Consider the following 23,699-nt stretch of genomic DNA (forward strand, 5'->3'; position numbering starts at 1 on the left):
GCTAGACCACGCTGCGGAGGGCCGCCTCGAGGTCGGGCGGCGAGTCCACGCAGATGTACACGGTCGCCGCCTCCACCGGCCCGGCCGGGCCCAGGTCGAGGCGTACGGGCGGGTCCAGGTGCACGGCCACGTTCAGTGCGCTCTCCACCGAGCAGGCCACCGCTCCCGGTTCGCCGGGCACGGGCCTCGGGCCGCGGCCCGGAACGGTGCGGACCACCGGGGAGGTGGAGCGGACCGCCGAGCGCGGCAGGGTCAGGTCACCGAGGAAGGCGGTCCGCAGGACCACCCGCTCCTCGTCCACCTCGTGGGGGTGCCGGACCAGCGCCGCCACCAGGCCCAGTCCGCCCAGCACCAGCAGGAGCTCCAGTGCCGCGTGCACCGGCCGGACGGCGGGCGGCAGCATCGAGGAGAGCAGGAAGGCCACCACGATCTCCGTCGCCGCCAGGACCAGCACCACCTGCCGCGTCCCGGCCGAGTGCCGCGGCCCCGGTGCCGGCGGGCGCCGCAGCACCACCGCCGTCAGCGACCGGGCCCATATCCGTACGGTCCCGGCCCGGGTCGGCCGTGGTGTCACGGCCCCCGTCGTCGGTCCCGTCGTCGGTCCCGTCGGTCCTGTCACCGTCATGGCCGCCCCCTGCCCGTCGTCGCCCGTTGCTTCCGCTCCTTCAGGCTCGCGCGTATCCGGCGGGACGGACAGTGACGAATGTCAGGGGGTGTGCCGGGGAGATGCCAGGGGTGCGCGGACGGTACCGCCCCCGGGTCCCCCGGGGCTGGGGAATCGGCGAATCGGGGGCGGTGCCCGGCACCGGTCGGCAGGATGGGGCCATGGACCGTGGGGACATGAGGCCGCGCGGGTCGCGGCCGGTGGTGGTGCGGGTGCCGGTGGAACCGGTGGAAGCCGCAGTGGAAGCCGACGCGCTCGACGCCGTGGCGCGGGCGGGCGATGTGGTGGTGCGCGGCCCGCTGTTCGGGGTGGCGGCGCAGTCCGCCGGGGACGGGCCGCGGTGGCGGGTGGTGCTCGAAGTGACGGCCGGCTGCCCGCAGCAGGCGCGCGACGGGCTGAACTCGCGGCTGTGGTTCCACGCGAAGGACGAGGCGCAGGACCGGGCGGAGCGGCGCGAACTGCTGGCGGCGGTCGCCCGGCTGGAGAGCGAGCGGGTCGACGAACTCGTCGTGTCCGGGACCCGGTACCGGGTGGTGCGCGCCGAGGAGTACGCGGCCTCGGGCCCCGGCGGTATGGAGGCGCCCCGCCCGACGGACCCGGAGCCCCTGGTCCGTGACTGGGACCGGGCCGTCCGCGAGCCCGGGATCGATGACGGTCTCGTCATGGATCCGGACGCGCCGGTCACCCCGACCCAGGCGTTCGAGCAGCTGGCGCTGCGCGGCCTGTGCTACACGGGCGAGCGGTTCCCCGAGGAGGTGCGCGCCGACTCGCGGCGGGCCCTGGAGACCCACCCGGACGTCCTGCTGATGCCGCCGGCCTTCGGCGTCGTGGAGCGGACCACGGACGGCTGGCGGCCGGTCAGCGGCCCGCACCCGACCCCGCACGCCGCCCGCAAGTCGCTGGACTTCGCGCTGACGTGGATGTGGCCGCGGATGCGCGGTCACATCCCCCACGACGCCGACCCGCGTACGGACGCCCGTACGTGGACGGCCGCGGGCGGCGGGGAGTCCGCGGACCTGCGGGCCGCGAAGCTGGCGGCGTACGCCGGGGCCGCCGACACGCTCCGGGTCGGACGTGTGGACCGGCTGGAGTTCCAGGGCGCCGTGTACCAGATCGTCCGTACCCGCCGCCTGCTGCGGTGGGGGCCCGACGGGCCTGAGGGCCCGCGGCCGTCCGACGTCAACAGCCAGGAGCCCGCGCGGATCCACCTCTCGCTCGACGAGGACGGCCGCGTCCTGCCCGACGACTGACGCACGGCACGCGTCCGCCCTTCCCGCAGAAGTCGGCGCCCGCCGGGCGTTTCGGCGTGCGCCACCAGACCTCATGGGGAACGGTGGACCCGCCCCGCTGTGCGACCCGCTGATGCCCCGAGGGAGACACCCATGAACTGGACGCTCGAAGTCGTCCCCGTCCCTGTCACCGACATGGACCGCGCGAAGAGTTTCTACGCCGACCAGGTCGGCTTCGGCGTCGACCTCGACGACGAGGTCTCCCCGGGGGTGCGCGTCATCCAGCTGACCCCGCCCGGTTCCCGGTGTTCCATCGCCATGCTCCAGGGGATGCCCGGGGCGCCCGGCGGACAGACCATGGCGCCGGGCACCCTGCACGGTCTTCAGCTGTGCGTCACGGACATCGAGGCGGCCCGCGAGGAGCTGGTGGCCCGGGGCGTGGACGTGTCGTCCGTCCGGAACCTCGGCGCATCGGGCTGGGAGGAGGGCAAGGGCGGCGCCTGGAACTCGTTCATGACCTTCGAGGACCCTGACGGGAACAGCTGGGTGGTCCAGGAGGCGCCCTCGGAGCTGTCCGAGCGCTGACCTGGGCGGCGCCCCCTCGGCCGCGACGGCGGGCAGATGTACCAAGCCCGCCCCCTGCGGGGAGGAATCCCGGCGCGTCCGGCCCGGCCGCTCGCACGCGGGGCCAGTACATTCCCGATCTCAGCCGGTCCGTTCTATTCCGGGGATGTGCCTTGCGTCGTATCGCTGTCGCTCTGACCCTGCTGACCGCCCTCTCCTGCGGTTCCTTCGCGGGTTCCCAGGCCGTCTCGGCCGCGAGTGCGTCGGCAGGCGGTGGCGGTGGCGGCGGCCGGGGCACCAACATCCTGGTCGTGGGCATCGACAGCCGCGCCGGGCTCTCCGCGGCCGAGAAGCGGCGCCTGCACGTGGGCGGCAAGGGGTGCAACTGCACCGATGTGATGATGCTCGTCCACCTGTCCCAGAACCGGCGGCGCGCGAGCATCGTCTCCATCCCGCGCGACTCCTACGTCGAGTACGCGGGCACCACCGCCACCGCCCCGGCCCGTAGCGGCAAGATCAACGGTGCGTTCGCGCTCGGCGGCGGCCCGCTCACGGTGGCCACCGTCGAGAAGGCCACCGGCCTGCACATCGACCACTATCTGCAGACCGATTTCAGGGGCTTCGAGCAGACGGTGAACAACCTCGGCGGCGCCACCGTGTGCACGGACAGGCCGCTCAAGGACGAGAACTCCGGACTCGACATCGGCGCCGGCCGCCACCTCGCCGACGGGAACGGTGCACTGCGCTACGTCCGGGCCCGGCACGTCGACCTCCGGCCCGGCGACCTCGGCCGGGTCCGCCGCCAGCAGCGTGTGGTCGACGACCTGCTGGCCCGGCTCACCGCGGAGGGCGCCCTGGCCGGCCCCATCAGCACGGCACGGACCGTGCGCACCCTGCTGAAGACCGTACGCACCGACGAAGGGACGGGCCTGGACGACCTGGTGCGCATCGGCTGGGCGCTCGGTCACCTCCGGTCGGACCGGACGGAGTTCGCGACCGTCCCCATCCGGCTCTTCGACCACCGCGTACCCGGAGTGGGTTCCACCCTGGTGTGGGACGAAGCCCGCTCCGCCGCTCTGTGGCAGGCGCTCGGCGCGGACCGGCCGATCACGGGCGACACCCGGATCCAGCCCGTCGCGGAGAACCCGGCCCCGACCGACCCGGCCCGGATCGCCGTCCGCGTGGACGACGCCGAGGTCGCCGCCGCCCTGCGCGGAAACGGGTTCGCCGTCACCGACACCTCGGCGAGCGCACCGGCGGTGCGCCCGTCCGGGCCCCCGCTCATCCGGTACGCCACCGGCCAGGAGGACGACGCGGCGACCGTCGCGGCCGCCCTGCCCGGCTCCCGCCGGCAGGCGGACCCGGATCTCGACGCGGTCGTCGAGGTCACCGTCGGCGCACGGCCCGTCCAGGTCAGGAGCGTCACCTACGACCGCAACGTGGCCGACGGCGCCCCCGTGACCGCCGACCGCCTCCGCTGCGCCGAAGCCCCGGCGGCGGCCGGGGCCGCGCAGCCGGGGAGCGCCGTGGAGCCATCCGGGCGACGATGAGAGATGTGGACCACGCACAGTCGCAGCATGCACCAGGTGAGTGGCCGCAGGAGCGGACCGTGGTGCGGCCGCGGCGCCGGGCCGGCGGTGGCGCACGCCGCACCGGTGGGGCTGCCGCGGCGCGAGGCCGGCGCCGCCCCGGAGGAGCGGGTGCAGGATGCATGAGGAGATGCCGCTCGACGACCTGATCAGCAGCGCCGCCCAGGATGCCGGAGGATGGCTGGGCGCCCTGCCGGTCGCGCTCGTGGCGACCAGCAGCGACGGGATGATCGTGCGCTGGAACCACGGCGCGCAGCAGCTCCTCGGCTACGCCCCGCCCGAGGTGCTGGGGCGGCACATCTCCGATCTCCTGCATCCGGGAGCCGATCGCAGCCTGGGCCGTTCCTTGTGGGAGACGGCCGCCACCGGGCGCGGGGTCATGGGTACGGTCACCGCCTGGCACAGCAAGGGTCACCCGCTGGAGCTGGAGATCTGGGCCTGTCCGGTCCCGGACCGCCGCCACGGTGCCTCGGCCGTGCTGGTCTTCGCGGCGGACGCGCACGCGGCCCGCCGGATCCGCGGGTCGTCGGCCGTCTGGGACGGGCTGTTCGCCCGCTCGCCGGTCGGGATCGGGGTCCTCGACACGGAGCTGCGGTTCCTCCAGGTCAACCCGGCCCTCGAAGCGATGAACGGTCTCGCGGAGTCCGCCCATGTGGGGCGGCGGCTGGCCGAGTTGCTGCCCGAGGTGAACGCCGACGAGATGGAGCAGGCGATGCGCGAGGTCCTGGCCACTGGTGAGCCGGTCCTCGACCGGCGCCGTACCGGCCGGACCCCGGCCGACCCGGACCACGACCACGTGTGGTCGTGCTCGTACGTGCGCGTCGAGGATCCCGGCGGCCGGCCGATCGGCGTGATCGCCTCGCTCCTGGACATCACCCTGCAGCAGCGTGACCACAGCGAGGTCGAGGCGGGCCGCCGCCGCCTCGCCCTGCTCAGCGAGGCGAGTTCCCGTATCGGCGCCAGCCTCGACCTGGAGCGGACGGCGCAGGAGCTCGCCGACCTCGCCGTCCCGCATCTCGCGAGCGCCGTCACGGTCGATGTCCTGGATTCCCTCGCCCGCGGTATCGAGCCCGGCACGGGGCTGGCCGGGGGCGTCGCCCTGCGCCGTCTGGGCAAGGCGCCGCTGACCGGTTCCGCCGTCACGCAGACCCTGGCGCCCCTGGGCCGGACCATCATCTTCCCCGCGACCGCCCCCTACACCCAGGCCCTAGCGGCCCGTCAGTCGTTCCTGATCGCCCAGCTCGACGACCGGACCGTCGCCACCGCGGCCCGGCACTCCCCCAAGCCGGCCCAACTCCTGGAGCTGGGCGTGCACTCGTTCATGATGACGCCGCTCATCGCCCGCGACATGGTCCTCGGCGTCGCCACCTTCTACCGCACCGGGCACACCGGCCCCTTCGGGTCCGACGACGTCACCCTTGCCGGTGAACTGGCGGCCCGCGCCGCCATCAGCATCGACAACGCGCGCCTCTACCACCACGAGCACGAGACCGCGGTCGTCCTCCAGCGCAGCATGCTCCCCCAGCACGTCACCCCGCCGGCCGGTATCGAGATCGCCCACCGCTATCTGCCGGCCAGCGACGTCAACGAGGTGGGCGGTGACTGGTACGACGTCCTGCCCCTCAGTGGGGGCCGGGCCGCGCTCCTCATCGGCGACGTCATGGGCCACGGCATCGCGGCCGCCGCCGTGATGGGACGGCTCTCCGCGACCGTCCGCGCCCTCGGCCGCCTCGACATGCCTCCCACCGCCCTGCTGCACCAGCTCGAAGCCACCCTCGCCGACCTGTCCGACCCGATGCTCGCGACCTTCCTCTATGTGGTGTGCGACCCCGCCACCGGCCATTGCACGGTCACGCGCGCCGGACATCCGCCCCCGGCCGTGGTCCAGCCCGACGGCACCGTCTACCTCGTCAAGACCCCGCCGGGCGTCCCGCTGGGCGTCGGCGGAATCTCCTTCACCACCACCGACATCGCCCTTCCGCCGGGCAGCACCCTGGTCCTGTACACCGACGGCCTCATCGAGGCGCGCAGCCGTGACATCGACGAACGCCTCGACGAGCTCACCGGTCTGCTCGCCGCGCCCGAGCAGTCGCTCGACCACCTCTGCGACTCCCTCATCGCCCATCTGGTGCCCGCCTCCGCGGACGACGACATCGCTCTCCTCGCGGCCCGTATCGGCGTCCCCGCCCACCGGCCACCCGTGTGAATCGGGCCATCGGCTGTCGGGTGCTGTCACTGCACACGTCTGTCCCCGTACAGTCCGTGATGCCGACGTGCCCTCGGGCACCGTCCCGACAGCCGGACAGGAGAAGAGCCGTGGCCATCGACGCCAGCAGCGGGCCGCCCGCCGCGCAGCGGTCCCAGGCGGGGCGACCGCTCCCCGAGGCGGACGCCGGCTGTGTCGAGCGGTGGCGCACCCACCGGGGTGAACTGGTCGACCTGTTGGCTCAGGTACGCGAACGGCTCGGCGGCGTCGCCGCGTTCGGTCCGGGGCCGCAGCCCACCGTCCTGGTCACCGCGCCCGAGGCCGTGCAGCACGTGCTCGCCCTGCACCCCGACCGGTACGTCAAGCGCTCGCACCGCGCCCGCCTGCTCATCGGTGACGGGGTGCTCGCCGCGACCGGCGAGGCCTGGAAGCGCCAACGGAAGCTGCTGCAGTCGCAGTTCACCGGGAAGGGGATGCGCCGCTACGAGGCGCGGATCGCCGGGGCGGCCCGGACGACGGCCGCGCGGTGGGCCGGCCACGCGCACACCGGGCGGACCTTCGACCTCGGCGAGGAGATGCGCCGCTTCGCCCTCGACACCATCTGGCGGGCGCTCACCGGGCATCCGCTGGACGACGTCACGGCGCACGAACTGACCGCCGTGGCCACCGTGGTGGCCGCGCTGCCGAGCCTGCCCGCCGACCAGGTGGACGCCCGGGACGCCGTCGCGGGCGACCTGGCCAGGATCGACGAGGTCGCCCGGCGTGCGGTGGCGGCGGCGCGGGACGGCGCGCCGGGACCCGACGGGCCGGGGCTGCTCCAGGTGCTGGTCGACGCCTCGGCCGAGCGTCCCGAGTACACCGACCGGCTGGTGCGGGACGAGCTCGTCACCCTGCTGGTGGCCGGCCACGAGACGACCGCGACCACGCTGACCTGGCTGTACCTGCTCCTCGACCGCCATCCCGCGGCCCGCGAGCAGGCGCTCGCGGCCGGTCCCGAGGGCTCGGCGGAGCGGCGCGAGGCCATCCAGGCCCTGGTCGGCGAGACGCTCCGGCTCTACCCCTCCGCGTGGATCCTGCCCCGGCACGCCGCCGAGGACGACGTCCTGGCGGGCTACCGCGTCGAGGCGGGCACGGATCTGCTGGTCTGCCCCTACCTCACCCACCGGGACCCCGAACTGTGGCCGGATCCGGAGCACTTCGACCCCCGGCGTTTCACGGTTGCGGGCGGCCGTCCCACCCGGCCGGGCGCCTACCTGCCGTTCGGCATCGGCCCCCGTGCCTGCCTGGGCCAGCAGTTCGCCCTGCGGGAGTCGGTCGCCCTGCTCGAACTCCTGCTGCCCGCCCACATCCCGGTCTTCCGGGCCGTCCCCACCGGGGCGGCGTACAGCATCACCGTCCGCCCCGACGGCCCGACGCCCGTCACCCTCAGCCGCGGCGGGACCGAACGGCGTGTCATCCAAGATCGGCACGGATAGGCTGAGGGCGGCTCCTGCCTTGGCCGGCAGACCAGTTGGACGTACTGGGGAGCGGGGGAATCAGGGATGGCCGGCATGCGCGTACGGATCGGATCCGGTGAGGGGGATCCGGCTGCGGCCGGGACCGCCGGGCTGACGGGCGATTTCGCCGACTGGCTGACGCAGGACCGGGAGGTGTCGCGGCACGCGGCCGTGCAGCGGGTCCGCGCGGCGGCCCCGAGGGGTGCCATGTCGGGCGATCTGGTCGAGTGGATCAATCTCGCGGTCTCTTCCGGGTTCTCCGCCACGGCGCTGGTGTGCGCGCACCGGACGTTCCGCGCCTCGCTGCCGCCCCGGCTGCGTTCCGAAGCACGGCTGGTGGTCGAGTACGACGGGGTTCGTGTCGTCGTCGAGGACGGTACGGCGATCGCGCGCGCCCTGGCGGCCGGGCAGAGGCGGAACTCCGCGCTTCCCATGTGGTCGGCATCAGGGTGAACCTTGCGCCGGCCGCTGCGGCGAACCGGCTCAGCGTGGGGCTCGGCGCCCCCGTGCACGTCAGGCGGCCGGGCTTCGACAAGGCACTGCCCGGCAGTTGGCTGGCGGACCTGTCCCGCATCACCCTCGACGGGTACCTGCCCTCCCCGTTCACGCCGCACGGGCGGCCTCCGTCGGGCGCGGCCTGGTACACCACCCCGACCCTCGACGCCATGGCCCGCCGGCACCGGGGCGATCCCGGGGCGGTGGCCGTGCTCGGCGTGATCGAGGCGACCGCCGAGGGCGGCGTGGCCCTGCTCGGCGAGCAGCCGTGGCCGGTCCCGCAGCGCCCCACCTGGCGACCCGACATCCGGGCCGCCGTCGCCGCGAAGGCCCGGGTCAACATGCACCGCAAGATGCTCACCTCGGCGCGGCGGACCGGCCTGTTCCCGCTGGCGGTCTTCGGCGACTGCGTCGTGTACGCGTCGGACGGCCCATCGCCGCTGGACCTCCTCCCCCGCACACCGGAGGGCGAACCGCTCCCCGGGGGCTTCCGGCTGGGTGTCTCGCCGGGGATGGTCACGTACGCGGGTGTGCGCACCACGAGGTGGTTCGAGAAAATGCGCGCGGAGCACGGCCCGGACTTCAACGTCGCGCAGGACATCGCGGCCGGTGGCGGCGACGAGCCTTGACGTGCCCTCACGCACCGTCGGATGCGCGGCGGATCGCGTCCAGGGTGCGTGCGACGTCCTCGTCGGTCGTCGACCAGTTGCTCACCGAGATGCGCATGATGCGGCGGCCGTGCCAGGTGGAGCCGCTGATCCACGCCTCGCCCTCGTCGAGGAGGCGGGCCAGTACCCGGTCGGTGCGTTCGTCGTCGCCGAACTCGGCGCAGACCTGGGTGAAGACCACGTCGTTGAGGACGGTGGCGCCGTCGATGGCGGCGATGCCGGTGGCGAAGGCGCGGGCGTGCCGGCACAGCCGGTCGACGAGGTCGGCCACGCCCTGGCGGCCCAGGGATCTGAGGGCGGCCCATACGGTGAAGGCGCGTCCGCGGCGGGAGAGTTCGGGCACCTTGTCGACGGGGTCGCCGTGTTCGTGCTGGATGAGGTAGTCGCCCCGCTGGCCCATGGCCGACCGGAGGGCGGAGGGGTCGCGGACGATGGCGAGGCCGCAGTCGTAGGGGACGTTCAGGGTCTTGTGGGCGTCCGTGGCCCAGGAGTCCGCCCGCGCGCAGCCGTCGGTGAGGTGTGCGTAGGCCGGGGAGGCGGCGGCCCACAGGCCGAAGGCGCCGTCCACGTGCACCCACGCGTCGGCCTCGCGGGCGGCACGGACCGCCTCCGCGAAGGGGTCGAAGGCGCCGGAGTGGATGTCGCCGCCCTGGAGGATCACGAGGGTGGGGCCGGGGCCGCGGGCCGCCAGGGTGCGGCGCAGGGCCTCGGGGTCGATGCGTCCTTGCTCGTCCGCGTCGACGAGCTCGGGCCGGCCGAGCCCGAGGTAGCGCAGGGCCAGGTCGACGGCCATGTGGCGGTCCCGGCCCGCGACCACGCGTACGGGCGGCCCGCCGGCGAGTCCGTCCTGGGCCACGTTCCAGCCGGTGCGCCGCAGCACCGCGTCGCGCCCGGCCGCGAGGCAGGTGAAGTTCGCCATGGTGGCGCCCGTGGCGAAGCCGACGGCGCTGTCGGGCGGGAGGCCGAGCAGGTCGAGCAGCCAGTCGCCGGCGATCTCCTCCGCGGCGGAGTAGGCGGGCGAGACCGCGCGCATCACGCAGTTCTGGTCCCAGGCGCTGACGAGCCAGTCCGCCGCGAGCGCGGCCGGCTCGGTGCCGCCGATCACGAACCCGTAGAAGCGGCCGCTGGGGAAGGCGGTGAGCCCCGGCTCACAGGCCGTGGCCAGCAGGTCGACGACATCGGCGGGCGTGCTCGGCGCGTCGGGCAGCTCGGCGCCGAGCGCGCCCACGATCTCGTCGACCGAGGCGCGTGCGGGAACCGGGCGGTCGGACAGGCTGGCCAGCCAGCGGACGGCATGGCCGTGCGCCTGTCGGAGCGCCGCCTCGCGCTCGTCCATACCTCGGACTATGGGGCAGGCCCGGCCCGCCCGCAAGCGGCGGGCGCAGGGCAGGAGGGCGCGGGGTCAGTGGATGACGCTGAAGCTGCGCCAGGGCAGGCTCACGGGGGCCGTGACGTTCGAGAGGGTGGTCGCCACGTAGATCCCGTCGGCCTTGTCGGTCTTCTGGCAGTCCGGCGTCCGGTACAGCACGATGTCGACGAGGGTGTTGTTCTCGACGTGCGTGGCCCCCTTCGGGATGCCGATCTTGTGGCAGCCGACGACCAGCGTGTTGGAGTAGCTCAGCTCGACCGGTGAGTCGTGTCCGCGGAAGGTCAGCATGCCGACGGTGCTCCGGCCCAGACCCGAGCAGGCGCTGGCCGTCAGCAGCAGTGCTGCGACGCCCACGATGGTGCTGATACGTCGGCTGTGGGACATGGGCTCGGTCCTCGTCTGTGCGGTGGTGACGGTCCTTGTCCACAGCCTGACCCGGCGCGGCGCGACCGGCCTGCGCTGCTCGGCCGACCGGATGAACGCGGACGTGCCGGGACCGTCACCCCAGACCCGGGGGGCGGGCCTACAGGCTCAGCGCGTCCTCGGCGTTGTTCATCCAGGCGGTGACGGAGTTCTTGGCGGGCGAGACGTACAGGCCGGGAGTCGACGCCTTCAGCGGTGTCTGCTTCAGGTCGGATTCGGTGTTCATGGTCAGCGCGATCGAGTTGACGGTCTTGCCCTTGCCGTCGCCCGCGCCGCCCATGAGCCCGGCGTAGGCCGACTGGCCCGGTTCCAGCCGGAGTGCGTCCTCGATGCCGGGAGCCGCGCCCCGCTCCGTGGCCTGGCCGTCCAGGTCGCCGAAGGTGACGATCGGGTGCCCGAGTGCCCTGCAGGCCTTGGTGCCCTTGTTGGTGATCTTCAGCAGGTAGCTGCTCGTCGTGGGCTCGGCCAGGGTCGCGGTGAACGTCACGTCGAACGTGCTGCACGGGAACACGTCGAAGTCGGGGTCGGTCGATCCCGGCTTCGGCGGCTTCGACGCGGTCGCGGTCTTCTTCGGCGCAGCGGACTTCGACGCGGTCGCGCTCGGGCCGGTGGTCGCGCTCCCGGTGGGGCTCGCGGTCGTCGGGCTCGCGCTCGGCGTCCCGGACCCGCCCGCCGCGCCGTCCTCGGTGGGTCCACAGGCCGTCAGGGCCAGTGCGGATACGGCGGCGAGGGCGATGGCTGCCTTGCGTACGGTGCTCATGATGGTGTCCCCCTGGGGAATGCGCGGAACGCGCCGGGCCGGGCCGTGCTGGGAGCACCAGCGTCCCGTAGAAGCTTCACAGGTTGGTGACGGTGTGTCGTCGGATCGACCACGGTTGCCGTCCCCTCGAAGACGGCGGGTCCGGTCCGCGCAGCCCTTAACATCGGGCTCCATGGGGATATCGGAGGAGAACGGCCGGGCGGGCACGTGGCGGGCCGCGGTGCGGGCGCGGGGGCGCAAGGCCGGTCTGCCGCCGGGCGGTCCGTCGCGTCCCGCGGGCCGGCCGCTCGCCCGGCGGCAGGACCTGCGGATCCACGGCACCGCCGGGAAGATCAGCTGCGTGGACGACTCGGGCCGCACCCGCTGGACCGCCCTGTGTTCCGGCATCCCCAACGCCGCCCACATCTCCGGCGGCCGGGTCCTGGTCACGACGGACTCCCTCGCGTACACGCCCTGGGGCAACCTCGGCCCGGCCGTGCTGCTGGACCTGGCGGACGGCAGCCGGATCGCCGAACTGCGCGGCGCACGCGGCGCGGCCCTGGGCGGCGGCCGGTTCGTCCTCGGCCTGGAGGGCTACGACGTCTTCGACACCTGGGCGTACGACCGTGACGGCACCCTGTACGACTCCTGGCGCAGCTACGGCCACTACGTCGTCGGGACCGGCATCCGCGTCGTCGAGACCGACCGCAACATCCCCACGGCCGGCCGGGTGGTGCGGCTGCTGCCGGGTGGCACGGTCGAACGCGGACCGTCGCTCACCGACCCGCAGGCCCCGGAGCCGCTCGTCCTCGCGGACGGCACCGTCCTGGTGCTCGACGCCGGAGTGCTGCGCGCCGTCGGCCGCCGGCTGGAGGAAACGGTCCTCGCCGAGCTGCAGGCCATCGACCCCGCGGAGGCCTGGCGTCACCACGGCGCGCTCCACCGCACCGGCGACGAGATCACCGTCACCATCACCGAACAGCACCCCGACCGGCCCGGCGAGCACAGCTACCGGACCTGGACGCTCACCCTCCACCAGGGCGGATGAGCGCGCGGACACGGCCGCGGACCCGGGTACCGCGGGGCAGGCCGGGCAGGCCGGGCAGGCCGTCAGTTCGCCACGACGGTCAGGACGGCCGAGACGACCGTGACCGCGGAGGCGGCCACCATCCAGTTCCGGGCCCGGCCCGACAGCACCGGGATCCCGTCGGGATCGGCCTCGCTGTCGGCGTCGGCGTCGGCGTCGGCGTCCTCCGATTCCTCTCCCGGCCCCCGCAGACGCGGACACGACCGGCAGGCCGGATCGTGGACCAGTGTGTCGAGCCAGACGACACCGTCGAGCGGCGCCCGAGCGAACAGCATCCCGTCAGTTTCCATAACCGGACAACGCCATGATCCGCATCAGGCCACTGCCGGTGGCCGGACCGAGGCCCAACCGTTGCCGACCAGCCGATCACACAATGAGGTGAACGCACCGGACAGCCGCGGTGCGTGCCGGGGTCAGAGGCCGCGGCGGTTGTCGTAGATGGTGAGGCAGAGCGCCTTCATCGCGGTCTCCGCCCGCCCCGGGTCCGCGCCGTGGTCGATGGCTTCGAGGGCGGCGGCCGCCGAGCTCCGTACCGGGTACGGCAGGCCCTCGTAGGCGGAGATGCGGTAGGCCATCGTGCGGCGGGCCTCCCGCTCGGCCTCGCTCACCCCGTCGGGGGTGAGCGGAAAGACGGCTGCCTGGTAGGTCGCGATGCAGACGAGCGCGGCGTCGGCGAGCCCCTCGGCGTAGCCGTCGGCGGGGACCTCCTCGTGGTCGGGCTCGAAGAGGGCGAGGACCTGCCTGCGGGAGAAGAACGAGCCCAGCCCGGCGCCGAGTCCGGCCACGGCCGCGAAGACCACGGCCGTCAGCCGCCCGGACAGGAGCAGGCCGAGGCAGCCTCCGGCGACCGCACCGCAGGTCACCAGGACGAAGGTGATCATCAGGTGGATGCGCGCGCCGGGCGGGGACTTCATGGCAGCAGTATGCACAGTGCCGTTGGCGCCGGCGGAATCCGGCGGGCCGCCCCCCGCGACGGGGGTGTCAGGCACGGCGGTCGGCGGCGTCGAAGCGGGCCAGGGTCAGGGCTCCCGCGTGCAGACATTCCTCCAGTGCGCGGAACGTGGCCCCGTCCAGGCCGCCCAGCGCCTGCGCCACCTCCTCGGTGGCGTCCCGGGCGATCTCGGTGGCCAGGTCCGGCGGCGGGGTGCGGGGTCCCAGCTTGCTCACGGCGGATGCGGCCCGGGCCGGGGTGAGCAGGCCGGTGCCGTGGGCGAGCAGCCAGCCGGGGACTCCTGCCGCGCCTTCGGCCGGCGCCTGGTAGGGGCGCGAGCCGTCGAACCGCTCGTCCTCGGCGAAGGCGGGCTGCTTGAACTTGGCCATGGGCCGGCCGGGTTCGCGGGATCCGTCGGCGGGTTTGACGACGAGGCCCTCGGCGAGGTTGTCGGGCAGCGCGGGCAGGCCCAGCAGTCCGGGCAGCCGGGTGGGAAAGACCGCCGGCAGTTCCTGGAGGCGCCCGAGCGGGCCTTCGGCGAGCAGCGGGACGCACAGCAGCCCCGCCCCGGCGGCCGCCGCGCGCAGCACCCGGTCCCCGACCCAGCAGGTGCCGTCGTCGTCGGTGACGGTGGCGTCGAAGGGGAGCCAGAGGAGTTCGGGCGCGTACCAGACGCCGGTCTGGACGGGCTCGGCCCCCGGCGTGGCGGGTACGTCGGGGTGGGGATAGCGGCCGCCGGCGAGTTCGCCGTAGACGGTGACGACCGCGGAGGCCGGGGCTCCGCTGTGCTCGCGCAGGCCCTGCGCACAGCGGGTCGCGGCGACCGCCAGCGCGGGCCAGATCCGGCCGACGCCGAAGAAGTCGTCCAGCCCGCCGTCCGCGAGCAGTTCGCGCCGTTTGGCGGGGTGCGCGCCCGACGCGTCGCACACCACGGCGAAGTTGGCGCCGTGGATCTTCTCGTGGGCGACCCAGTTCCGCCCGCGGGCCTCTCCCAGCCGGGTGTTCGCGGGGATCTTCGGATACGGGGTCCAGGGGCGGGGTTCGGGGTGCACCGGACGATGGTAACGAGGGCGTCGGCGAAGATCCCGGGTTTGTTCTCCGCCTGCCCGGCATGATCGGCAAGAGATCCCCTAAGGTGACCGTGAAGATCCACATCCTGATGCGGGAGGAATCCGGTCGTGTTCGCCGTGATCTACCGGTGGCGGCTCCGGCCGGGCATGGAGCAGCAGTTCACCGACGGCTGGCACCGGGTGACGGCCGCCATCCACGCGCGGTGCGGCAGCTACGGGTCCCGGCTGCACCGTGCGGACGACGGTACGTGGGTGGCGTATGCCCGCTGGCCCGACGAGGAGGCCCGGGAACGCTGTTCGGGGGCCGACCCGCAGGGGGTCGCGATGATGGTGGAGGCGATCGCGGAGCGGCTGCCGGAGACCCGGATGCAGATCGTCGACGACATGCTCGCGGAACCCGCCGGCGGCCCGGTCCCGGCGCCCGGACCGCGCGCCGGCTGAGGCGAAACCCTTTGGTCACCGGGGTGTTCGCGCTTTAGCATCACGCCTCATGCCTATGAACGAAGAGATCGTCGAACGTGCTCTGGACCGGATCGGTGAGGGCTATGTGTTCCCCGACAAGGCCGTTGTCATCGAGGCCGCGATACGCGGCCGTCTCGCGGCGGGTGCGTACGAGGGCCTGGACGGCCCGGCGCTCTGCGAGGTGGTGACGGCGGACCTCCAGGAAGTCTGCCCGGACAAGCACCTGCGCCTGCTGTGGACGGACGAGCCGCAGTCGCTGGACCCGGTGGACGAGGACGGTGGGGAGGCCGCGTTCCTGGCGCTGCTCCGGGCGGAGAACCAGGGGATCCAGCGCGTCGAGCGGCTGGAGGGGAACATCGGGCTCATCGAGATCCGGTGGATCGCGAGCGCCGTCGAGGGCGCGAGCGCGATCGGCGCGGCCATGCAGCTGGTCGCGCACAGCTCCGCCCTCGTGCTGGACCTTCGCGGCTGCCGCGGCGGGGCTCCGGAGGGTGCCGCGATGTGGTGCAGCTACTTCTTCCCCGACGACCAGGTGCACCTGAACGACATCTACGACCGGACCTCGGACACGACCCGCCAGTACTGGACGGTCGGGCATCTGCCGGCTCCGCGCTATCTGGACCGGCCGGTCCGCGTCCTCACGAGCGAGCTCACCTTCTCCGGCGGCGAGGACGTGGCGTACACCCTCCAGGCGCAGGAGCGGGCCGTTCTGGTCGGTGCCACGACCCGGGGCGGCGCCCATCCGACGGCCCGGCACGCGGTCGCCGAGCACGTGCTCGTGACGGTGCCCACGGCCCGCACGATCAACACCGTCACGGGCGGCAACTGGGAGGGCGTGGGAGTCGTTCCCGACGTCCGGGTCCCGGCGGAGCAGGCGCTCGAGACGGCGCTCAAGGCCCTGCGGCCGGCCGTCTGACCCTCGGGGCGCGTCCGACCCTCGAGGCCCGTCAGGCCCGTCAGGCCCGTCAGGCCCGTCAGGCCCGTCAGGCCCGTCAGATCGGGTCCACGTCCAGGAAGGCCGCGAGGGCGGCCTCCGTGCCGCCCGTGGCGCCGGGCAGGGCCAGCTCAGCCCAGATGACCTTGCCCTCGGGCGTGTACCGGGTGCCCCAGTGCTCGCTGAGCTGGGCGACCAGGAAGAGGCCGCGTCCGCCCTCGTCGGTCGTGGCGGCGTAGCGCAGGTGGGGGGCGGTACTGCTGCCGTCCCACACCTCGCAGGTCAGGTTGTGGTCGTGCAGCAGGCGTACCCGTACGGGCCCGCTGCCGTGCCGCAGGGCGTTGGTGATCAGCTCGCTGAGGATGAGTTCGGTGGCGAAGCCGAGGTCGGTCAGGCCCCACTCGTCGAGCTTCTTCGCCGCGGCGTTGCGCATGGCGCCCACCGCGCTCGGCTGGAACGGTACCTCCCACTGGGCGACCCGGTCCGGGCCGAGCGTCCGGGTCCGGGCGATGAGCAGGGCCACGTCGTCGGTGGGCCGGGGCGGCAGCAGCATGTCGAGAACGGCCCGGCAGCTCTCGTGCGGGTCCCGGTCGGGGTGGCTGAGGGCCGCGCGCAGCAGTTCCAGCCCCTCGCTGATGTCCCGGGTCCGCTCCTCGATCAGTCCGTCCGTGTAGAGGACGAGCTGGCTGCCTTCCGCGAGGTCCAGCTCCGCCGTCTCGAAGGGCATGCCGCCCAGCCCCAGCGGGGGTCCGGCCGGCAGCTCCACGATCTCGGTCGTGCCGTCGGGGGCGACCACCAGGGGTGGCAGGTGGCCGGCCCGTGCCATCGTGCAGCGCTGGGACACGGGGTCGTAGACGGCGTACAGGCAGGTCGCGCCCAGGACGCCGCCGTTGACGTCGTCGCCTTCCCCGTCGTGGTCGATGCGCTGCACGAGGTCGTCCAGGCGGGCCAGGATCTCGTCGGGCGGCAGGTCGAGGGAGGAGAAGTTGTGCACGGCCGTACGCAGGCGCCCCATGGTGGCGGCGGCGTGCAGGCCGTGCCCGACGACGTCTCCGACGACCAGCGCGACGCGGCAGCCCGCCAGCGGGATCACGTCGAACCAGTCCCCGCCGACCCCGGACTGGGCGGGCAGGTAGAAGTGGGCCACGTCCATGGCGCTCTGCTCGGGCAGGGCGCGCGGCAGGAGGCTGCGCTGGAGGGTCACGGCGAGGGCGTGTTCGCGGGTGTAGCGGCGGGCGTTGTCCATGCTGACCGCCGCGCGGGCGACGAGTTCCTCGGCCAGGGACAGCTCGTCCTCGTCGAAGGGCTCCTGCTTCTCCGACCGCCAGAAGTTGACCACGCCGAGTACGACGCCCCGGGCCATGAGGGGGGCCGCGATGAGCGAGTGGATGCCGTAGTCCACGATGGCTTCGGCACGCGGCGGGTCCTGGGCCTTCCAGCCCGGCGCGTCGGCCAGGCTGGGCACCAGCTCGGCCCGGCCGGTGCCGTAGCCGCGCGCCTGGGGGGTGGAGGGCAGGAAGTCGATCAGCCGGCCGACGGGGTAGAGCGGATGGTCGGAGCGGATGCCGCTGACGGCGGTGCGCCGCATGTCGGAGCCCGCGCGGGGCTCCTCCCCGTCGATGACCTGGTCCGCCAGGTCGACGGTGACGAAGTCCGCGAAGCGGGGGACGGCCACGGCGGCGAGCTCCTCGGCCGTCCGCACCACGTCGAGGCTGGTACCGATGTCGCCGCCCGCGTCGTACAGCAGTTTGAGCCGTCTGCGGGCCGTCTCGGCCCGGCTGGTCAGGACCTGCATCTCGGTGGAGTCGCGGATGGTGATGGCGGCGCCTTCGGGCCGGCCGCGGGGGTGGGTGGGCCGCTGGTTGACCACCAGCAGCCGGTCGCCGCTCTCCAGGACCTCGTCGGTGGCCTCGCGGCCGGAGAGCAGCAGGTCCGCCATCCGGCGGTCCAGGCCCGGTACGTCCGCGATGTGGCGTCCGTCGGCGTCCTCCGGCAGCCCGAGCAGGCGTTTGGCCTCGTCGTTCGCCAGCAGGAGCCGGCCTTCACCGTCGGTGATCAGCACCCCTTCGCGGACGGCGTGGAGCACCGCGTCGTGGTGCTCGTACATGCGGGTCATCTCCTGCGTGCCGAGCCCGTGGGTCTGGCGGCGCAGGCGTCTGCTGATGAGCGCGGTCCCCACGGTGGCCAGGGCGAGGCCGGTGGCGATGGCCAGGAGGATGACCGGGAGCTGGCGGTCGACGACGCCGGTGACGTTCTTGACGGTGAGGCCTGCCGAGACCAGCGCGTTGACCTTGCCGTCGGGTCCGGTGACCGGCACGACCGCCTGGATCTCCTTGCCGAGCGGGCCGTCCACGCTCTCGGTGTGGACCTGGCCCTTCAGCGAGGGCTCGATGTTGCCGACGAAGCGTTTTCCGATGCGGTCCGGCTGGGGGTGGCTGTACCGGATGCCGTTGGTGTCCATCACCACGATGAAGTCCACCCCGGCGGCCTTGCGCGTGGTCTCGGCGAGGGGTTGGAGCGTCTTGGACGGGTCGGACGTCTTGAGGGTGTCCTGGAGGCCCAGGGAGTGGGCGAAGGTCTGGGCCACGGACACCGACCGGTTGCGTGCCTCGCGTTCGGTGTCGTGCTTCGACTGGAGGACCAGGGCCAGCAGGGCCCCGGCCGCGAGCAACACCACGATCGCCACCTGGAGGACGAATACCTGTCCGGCGACGCTCTTGTTCCGGTTGCCTAGAGGTGACCGCACCGACGTGCCCGGCACGGGTGGCGAGGAATGGTCACGAACCCAGTTGTAGCACTTCCGGGCGCCCACGGCCCCCGACATGCACGGTGAGCGCCCGGATTGTCACACCTGGTCCCCCGCTGACGTCAGTCGGCGTGGCGCGGGGCCGCGGCCTGGACGCCGTTCGCGGCGGCCGAGGACGGGGTCCCCGAGGGCCCCGGGGCCGCGGGGGTGGCTCCGGGGGTGGCACCCGGCGTGGCTCCGGGGGTGGCTCCCGGAGAGGCCTCCGGCGCGCCCTCCGGGGTGCAGGTGACCTCGTCGCGCGGCGTGTAGTGGGTCTTGAAGTCCTCGTGCTTGACTTCCTTGCCGCCCTGGACGAAGGTCCGGCCGACGGTGACGTCGAAGCCCTCCAGAGGCGTCTGGACCTCACAGGTCTCGCCGCTGCCGGTGCGCTTCCCCGGCGGCGTGATGTTGGTGCGCGGTCCCTTGGTCGCACGTATCTCGTCGTACTTCTTCGTCCCGAGGAGGGAGATCGTCAGCGACGTGTCGGTGGACCGGGCCTGGATGTACAGCGGGTGGCCGGAGTCGTTGATCCAGCGCAGGTCCAGGGTGCCCCAGGCTACGGTGGCCTCCCGGCCCTCGGGGTAGCGCTCGATGTAGAAGGAGTGCGCGCCGTGCTCGACGGGCTTGACGCCCGCGAAGAACGCGGCGTTGTACATGGTGGTGGCGACCGCCGAGACACCGCCCCCGGGCGATTTCACGTACTGGCCGTCGTTGATCATGATTCCGTCGACGAAGCCGTTCTCGGGGGTGCGCTCGCCGACCGTGCGGTTGAAGCTCCACTCCTGCCCCGGCATGACGACGGAGCCGTTGATGAGTTCCACGGCGCGGCCGATGTTGGTGGTGCGGTACGGGGCCGCCGGGAATTCCACGGTGAAGGAGGAGACCTCCTCCTTGATGCCGAGGCGCCGCGCTTCGCCGGCGGTGAGCTCCGGCTGGACCGCGACGGTGGCGACCTCGCCGCTGCGGGCCGCGCCCGAGCGGGTCAGCAGCGGCAGCACGGCCTGGCCGAGCGCCTCCTGGGTGACCTGTCGTCCGGTACGGCCCTGGTCGGCGACCACCACGCGGCCGTCGGCGGCGAGGCCCGGCGCCGCGTTGCGCGGCGTACGGGTGACCGCGTCGATCGTGGGCGCGACGGCGGGGTCCTTGAGCAGGCTCTTGGAGTCGAGGGCGGGCACGAGGCGGCCCTGTGCGTCGGCCCGCATCTTCAGGTGCTCGCCGAGGACGGCGGGGGTTATGGACATGTGCCGGCCGGCGACGGTGAGCGTGACGGGCCCGGACATCGCGGGCTCGGCGAACTGCCGCATGGCCCGTCCCGTCTCCTCGGCGCCGACGCGCGGCTCGGTGCGCGTGACCGGCAGGACGACGGGACCGGTCGCCGGCCGCAGGTAGGCGTCGCGGAGGGTGTCCAGGGCCTTGTCCTCGACGAGGGAGACACCGGGGAGCGGGGCGACGGCCTTGGCCGTGCCCTGCTCGAACGCGACCGCCCCGTCGCGGACGTGCTGCTCGGTGGCTCCACGGAGGCGGTCCACCGCGGCGCGGGCGGTCTGCTCGTTCACGGTGATCACGGGCGCCACGTCGTGGCTGCCCGAGGCGAAGAGGCTGCCGACGACGGCGACCGGACCGGCTCCGCTCCGGGCGGCGCGGTCGACGGTCGCGTCGGTGTCGAGGGAGAGTCCCAGCGCGGCGGGACCGGTCTTCTCCACCCGGTCGCCGATCTTCACCGTGATCGGCGCCGCGGCGGCGGGCCCGAGCTCCCGGGTCAGCGCCTGGCGGGCCTCGGCCCGGCTCATGCCGCCGAGGTCCACCCCCAGCACCCGGGTCCCCTGGTCGATGTCGCCTCCGACCGCGAGGGCGGTTCCGTAGAGGCCGCCCAGTCCGAGGACGAGGGCTCCTGCCACTGCTACCGGCAGAGCGATCCGTCGGTTGACCGTCCAGCTGCGCGCGCGTCCCATATCTCTCCCGTGGCGCCCACCGGTCCCTCAGGTGGCGCGGGCCGCAATGGCAGCCATATACGACAATTACGGGAAATAATGATCCCCGCTGAGCGCTCAATTTGGGGATGAATGTAATCGTTGTCACGATTCTGGCTCGGCGGGTCTCGTGGGGAGGGGAGGCTCTCAGACCTCCGTCACGGGTCTCCCGCCCGCAGCGTCCGTGCCGTCCGGTCCGGCGACGACGAAGACGTCGGACAGCGGGGCCGTATCGGCTCCGGCGCTGATCGGCAGGTCGTACGTACCGGCGGGCAGCAGGCCGATGTCGACCCGCTGCCGCCGCCGCGGGACCGTGAGGTCGCGGGCGACCACCGCCCGGCCGGTGGCCCGGTCGGTCACCGAGAGTCGCGACGGCACCTCGGGCAGTTCACTCTCGCTCAGCGCGCTGACTGGATCATCCCACCGTTGAGGGGGGCGGCCAGCGGGGCCGGGAGGGCAGTCCGCCGCGGGTCGGCAGAGCGATCGCGCGGGGCGGTTCGGGAGCGGGCCGGGCCGAGGCCGGCCGGCCGACCGGCCGCCGAGCGGCGAAGGCGTGGTTCACGGGGGCGAAATCAGGATCAACTCGGCGTTCAGAGGCCCGCATTGCCGTCTCGGGATCATCAGGGTTAGATTCCTGGAAACTTCTCCAATTCGAGCGGGGCTGACGTGTTAGAGCTGACGGGCAGCGGGGCCGAACCGCTGGAGCCGGGGGATCCGCGCCGGATCGGGTCGATCCCGCTGGCGGGAAGGCTCGGGGCCGGCGGCATGGGACGCGTCTACCTCGGCATACGCGAGGGCCGGTACGTCGCCGTCAAGCAGCTCCTGTCCTCCGTCGTCGGCGAGGACCAGGACTTCCTGCGCCGTTTCGGGCACGAGTTGGACAACCTCGCCCGCCTGCCCGCGGACGCCACCGCGCCGCTCCTCGACAGCGACCGCACCGCCACTCCCCCGTGGTTCGCCACCGCGTACATCCCCGGGCTCACCCTGAGGGAGGCCATCGCCCTGCACGGCGGCCCGCTGCCCGCGCGGGCGCTGTGGCTGCTGCTGCGGGAAGCCGCGGCGGGGCTGGCTGCGGTGCACGCGCTGGACATGGTGCACCGGGACCTCAAACCGTCCAACGTCATGCTGACGCTCGACGGTCTGACCCTCATCGACTTCGGCGTGGCCCGGGCCGCCGAGCAGAGCCAGCTGACCCGGACCGGCATGGTCGTGGGTACGCCCGCCTACATGGCACCCGAACAGGCTTCGGGCCGGCGGCGGTTGAGCGGCGCCACCGATGTGTTCGCGCTGGGCTCCGTACTCGCCTACGCGGCCTGCGGCCAGCCGCCGTTCGGCGACGAGTCGGGGCACGGGGTGCTGTACCGCATCGTCCACGAGGAGCCCGACCTGGAGCCGCTGCGGGAGCTGGAGCCTGACCTCGCCGAGCTCGTCGCGGCCTGCCTCGACAAGGACCCCGGGGGACGTCCCACCGCCGCGCAACTCCTCGAACGCGCCGCCGGGCACGGCCCGTTCACCGCCCCGCTGTGGCCTGAAGCCGTCACCGAGCGCCTGACCGAGCGGGCCGCCTTCGCCGCGAACGTACAGGAGGCCGACGTACCGACGATCCCGCTCACCGGCGAGCAGCCGGAACCGGGGCCGGGGCCGGAGCCTGAGCCGGAGCCCGGGAAGGCCCCGGCCCCGGTGGCGCCCGCCGCTCCCCCGGTCACGGCCCGTCCGGAACGGGCCGCGCGCCGCCGCCGCACCCGCGTCCTGCTCGCCGTCGTGCCCGTCGTCGTGGTCGCGGGCGGTACGACGCTCGCCATCCAGCACCTGCCGTACGTCTCCGCGCCTCAGGCCCGGGCCGGGAACTCCCCGTCCGCCCCGGTCACGGCGCCGGCCGGCCCGACGGCGTCTGCGGCGGCACCGGGTACGGCGGATCCGGCGGGCGGCACCCCGTCGGGCACGGCATCACCCGCGCAGCCGCCCGCACAGGACCCGGGACAAGCGGCGGCCGCCGGGGGCGCGGGCGGAACCGGCACCGGCGCCGGACCCGGATCCGGCGCCCTCCCCGGCGGCGGTGCACAACCGGGCTCGGGCAGCGCCGGGAACTCCGGGAACCCCGCGAACGCGGGCGGCTCCGGCAGCACGCGCCCCTCCAACGGCGGGACGTCCACCGCACCCCCGGCCCCGGTACCCCCGGCACCGCCCGCGTCCGGTACCTCCCGCTTCCGCAACGGCAACAACGGCAAGTGCATCACGCAGGTCTTCGGGGCCTCGGACTACGGCGACTGCGCGGACGCGAGCGCCCGCTGGACCGTCCAGAGCGGGCCGGACGGCAGCTTCAAGCTCGTCAACCAGCAGGGCGGCGGCTGCCTGTACGCCAACATGCTCGGCCAGGCGGTCTTCGTCGGCGACTGCTCCCAGGGCACCGCCCGGCTGTGGCGCACGGGGTCGGGCGGCAGCCTCCGCAACGACTTCAGCGGGGGCTGCCTCGACCTGGGCATGAGCGGCGGCCTGGTGACCAAGACGTGCGGCGGAGAGGCGTCGCAGCGCTGGACGAAGCAGAGTTAGGGGGTGGCGGACGGCGCGGTGCTGGGGCAGGCTGGGGCGCATGGTTTCGGTGGTGCAGAATGTGGCGATCGACTGTTCGGACGCGTATGAACTGGCTCGGTTCTGGAGCGAAGTGACCGGTAGTCCGCTGTATCCGGACGCCGAACGCGGCGACCAGGAGATCCCGGTGATGCTTCCGGAGGGCCCGCTCCTGTACTTCAACCAGGTGCCGGAACCGAAGACGGTCAAGAACCGGATCCACCTGTGCCTGCGTCCGACGACCTCGCGCGAGGAGGAGGTCGAGCGGCTGTTGCGTCTCGGAGCCACCCTGGTCGCTGATCGCCGGCAGCCCGACGGTACGGGCTGGGCGGTCCTCGCCGATCCCGAAGGCAACGAATTCTGCGTCCTGCGCGGCGAGTCCGATCACGCCGCGACGCCTTCCTGAGGCTCCGGCGCCCGGACCGGGAGCGTCCGACGGCGTCACCGGTC

The 23,699-nt window shown here is 73.6% G+C and carries 23 protein-coding genes; 13 read left to right on the forward strand and 10 right to left on the reverse strand.

The features are described from left to right. Position 1 precedes the first annotated feature (1 nt). Positions 2-574, reverse strand: coding sequence for a hypothetical protein (locus ACZ573_RS29915; protein WP_471309986.1), 573 nt, complete (start codon positions 572-574; stop codon positions 2-4). 251 nt (positions 575-825) lie between these two features. On the opposite strand from ACZ573_RS29915, the gene ACZ573_RS29920 reads away from it, so the two are divergent. From ACZ573_RS29920 to ACZ573_RS29955, 8 genes are all read left to right on the forward strand, one after another. Further along, on the forward strand, positions 826-1,914 hold the full coding sequence (locus ACZ573_RS29920) for a DUF5954 family protein (protein WP_471309989.1): 1,089 nt from the start codon (positions 826-828) through the stop codon (positions 1,912-1,914). Positions 1,915-2,046: 132 nt separating this feature from the next. Beyond that, positions 2,047-2,478 carry a VOC family protein gene (locus ACZ573_RS29925; RefSeq protein ID WP_471309992.1) on the forward strand — a complete coding sequence of 144 codons (432 nt, stop codon included), beginning with the start codon at positions 2,047-2,049 and terminating at the stop codon, positions 2,476-2,478. 152 nt (positions 2,479-2,630) lie between these two features. After that, positions 2,631-4,007 (forward strand): LCP family protein, encoded by a 1,377-nt coding sequence (locus ACZ573_RS29930; protein ID WP_471309994.1) that lies wholly within the window; start codon positions 2,631-2,633, stop codon positions 4,005-4,007. Between the two features lie 27 nt (positions 4,008-4,034). Continuing rightward, positions 4,035-4,172, forward strand: coding sequence for a hypothetical protein (locus tag ACZ573_RS29935; RefSeq protein WP_471309997.1), 138 nt, complete (start codon positions 4,035-4,037; stop codon positions 4,170-4,172). Next, positions 4,165-6,252, forward strand: a complete 2,088-nt coding sequence (locus ACZ573_RS29940; protein WP_471309999.1) for a SpoIIE family protein phosphatase — start codon at positions 4,165-4,167, stop codon at positions 6,250-6,252. Before ACZ573_RS29935 ends, ACZ573_RS29940 begins: the two co-directional genes overlap by 8 nt. Before the next feature lie 116 nt (positions 6,253-6,368). Continuing rightward, the gene (locus ACZ573_RS29945) at positions 6,369-7,727 is read left to right on the forward strand and encodes a cytochrome P450 (protein ID WP_471310138.1); all 1,359 of its coding nucleotides are present in this window, start codon (positions 6,369-6,371) and stop codon (positions 7,725-7,727) included. A gap of 75 nt (positions 7,728-7,802) precedes the next feature. After that, positions 7,803-8,201, forward strand: a complete 399-nt coding sequence (locus ACZ573_RS29950) for an effector-associated constant component EACC1 (RefSeq protein WP_471310003.1) — start codon at positions 7,803-7,805, stop codon at positions 8,199-8,201. Then, entirely contained in the window at positions 8,198-8,872 is a 675-nt protein-coding gene (locus ACZ573_RS29955) for a hypothetical protein (protein ID WP_471310005.1), read from the forward strand. The genes ACZ573_RS29950 and ACZ573_RS29955 overlap by 4 nt, the downstream gene beginning before the upstream one ends. A 7-nt stretch (positions 8,873-8,879) precedes the next feature. On the opposite strand, the gene ACZ573_RS29960 is transcribed toward ACZ573_RS29955, so the two are convergent. The 3 genes from ACZ573_RS29960 to ACZ573_RS29970 all read right to left on the reverse strand — a co-directional run bounded on the left by ACZ573_RS29960 (position 8,880) and on the right by ACZ573_RS29970 (position 11,463). After that, positions 8,880-10,247, reverse strand: a complete 1,368-nt coding sequence (locus ACZ573_RS29960) for a pyridoxal phosphate-dependent decarboxylase family protein (RefSeq protein ID WP_471310007.1) — start codon at positions 10,245-10,247, stop codon at positions 8,880-8,882. Between the two features lie 66 nt (positions 10,248-10,313). Continuing rightward, a complete protein-coding gene (locus tag ACZ573_RS29965; RefSeq protein WP_202197609.1) occupies positions 10,314-10,664 on the reverse strand; it encodes a hypothetical protein in 351 nt (116 codons plus the stop codon). 139 nt (positions 10,665-10,803) lie between these two features. Further along, on the reverse strand, positions 10,804-11,463 hold the full coding sequence (locus ACZ573_RS29970) for a DUF4232 domain-containing protein (RefSeq protein ID WP_471310009.1): 660 nt from the start codon (positions 11,461-11,463) through the stop codon (positions 10,804-10,806). 172 nt (positions 11,464-11,635) lie between these two features. Here ACZ573_RS29970 and ACZ573_RS29975 point away from each other — a divergent pair, with 172 nt between their 5' ends. Next, the gene (locus ACZ573_RS29975) at positions 11,636-12,490 is read left to right on the forward strand and encodes a hypothetical protein (protein WP_471310012.1); all 855 of its coding nucleotides are present in this window, start codon (positions 11,636-11,638) and stop codon (positions 12,488-12,490) included. Between the two features lie 62 nt (positions 12,491-12,552). Here ACZ573_RS29975 and ACZ573_RS29980 read toward each other — a convergent pair whose 3' ends face one another. From ACZ573_RS29980 to ACZ573_RS29990, 3 genes are all read right to left on the reverse strand, one after another. Beyond that, entirely contained in the window at positions 12,553-12,804 is a 252-nt protein-coding gene (locus ACZ573_RS29980; RefSeq protein WP_471310015.1) for a hypothetical protein, read from the reverse strand. 138 nt (positions 12,805-12,942) lie between these two features. Next, positions 12,943-13,443 carry a hypothetical protein gene (locus ACZ573_RS29985; protein WP_471310018.1) on the reverse strand — a complete coding sequence of 167 codons (501 nt, stop codon included), beginning with the start codon at positions 13,441-13,443 and terminating at the stop codon, positions 12,943-12,945. 67 nt (positions 13,444-13,510) lie between these two features. Continuing rightward, positions 13,511-14,512: an RNA ligase family protein gene (locus tag ACZ573_RS29990; protein ID WP_471310021.1), complete on the reverse strand. Its 1,002-nt coding sequence runs from the start codon at positions 14,510-14,512 to the stop codon at positions 13,511-13,513. Positions 14,513-14,638: 126 nt separating this feature from the next. Between ACZ573_RS29990 and ACZ573_RS29995 the strand changes: the two genes are divergently transcribed. Together ACZ573_RS29995 and ACZ573_RS30000 are read left to right on the forward strand one after the other, a co-directional pair. Then, positions 14,639-14,971: an antibiotic biosynthesis monooxygenase family protein gene (locus tag ACZ573_RS29995; protein WP_471310024.1), complete on the forward strand. Its 333-nt coding sequence runs from the start codon at positions 14,639-14,641 to the stop codon at positions 14,969-14,971. A gap of 49 nt (positions 14,972-15,020) precedes the next feature. Next, on the forward strand, positions 15,021-15,908 hold the full coding sequence (locus ACZ573_RS30000; RefSeq protein WP_471310026.1) for a S41 family peptidase: 888 nt from the start codon (positions 15,021-15,023) through the stop codon (positions 15,906-15,908). Between the two features lie 76 nt (positions 15,909-15,984). Here ACZ573_RS30000 and ACZ573_RS30005 read toward each other — a convergent pair whose 3' ends face one another. From ACZ573_RS30005 to ACZ573_RS30015, 3 genes are all read right to left on the reverse strand, one after another. Then, entirely contained in the window at positions 15,985-18,612 is a 2,628-nt protein-coding gene (locus ACZ573_RS30005; protein ID WP_471310141.1) for a SpoIIE family protein phosphatase, read from the reverse strand. A gap of 182 nt (positions 18,613-18,794) precedes the next feature. After that, on the reverse strand, positions 18,795-20,663 hold the full coding sequence (locus ACZ573_RS30010; protein ID WP_471310029.1) for a VanW family protein: 1,869 nt from the start codon (positions 20,661-20,663) through the stop codon (positions 18,795-18,797). Between the two features lie 165 nt (positions 20,664-20,828). Continuing rightward, positions 20,829-21,059 carry a hypothetical protein gene (locus ACZ573_RS30015; protein WP_471310033.1) on the reverse strand — a complete coding sequence of 77 codons (231 nt, stop codon included), beginning with the start codon at positions 21,057-21,059 and terminating at the stop codon, positions 20,829-20,831. A 288-nt stretch (positions 21,060-21,347) separates the two neighbouring features. Between ACZ573_RS30015 and ACZ573_RS30020 the strand changes: the two genes are divergently transcribed. Together ACZ573_RS30020 and ACZ573_RS30025 are read left to right on the forward strand one after the other, a co-directional pair. Continuing rightward, on the forward strand, positions 21,348-23,231 hold the full coding sequence (locus ACZ573_RS30020) for a serine/threonine-protein kinase (protein ID WP_471310035.1): 1,884 nt from the start codon (positions 21,348-21,350) through the stop codon (positions 23,229-23,231). Positions 23,232-23,271: 40 nt separating this feature from the next. Further along, on the forward strand, positions 23,272-23,655 hold the full coding sequence (locus tag ACZ573_RS30025) for a VOC family protein (RefSeq protein WP_471310041.1): 384 nt from the start codon (positions 23,272-23,274) through the stop codon (positions 23,653-23,655). Positions 23,656-23,699: the final 44 nt, after the last annotated feature.

The sequence above is a fragment of the Streptomyces sp. NPDC040545 genome (assembly GCF_055595065.1).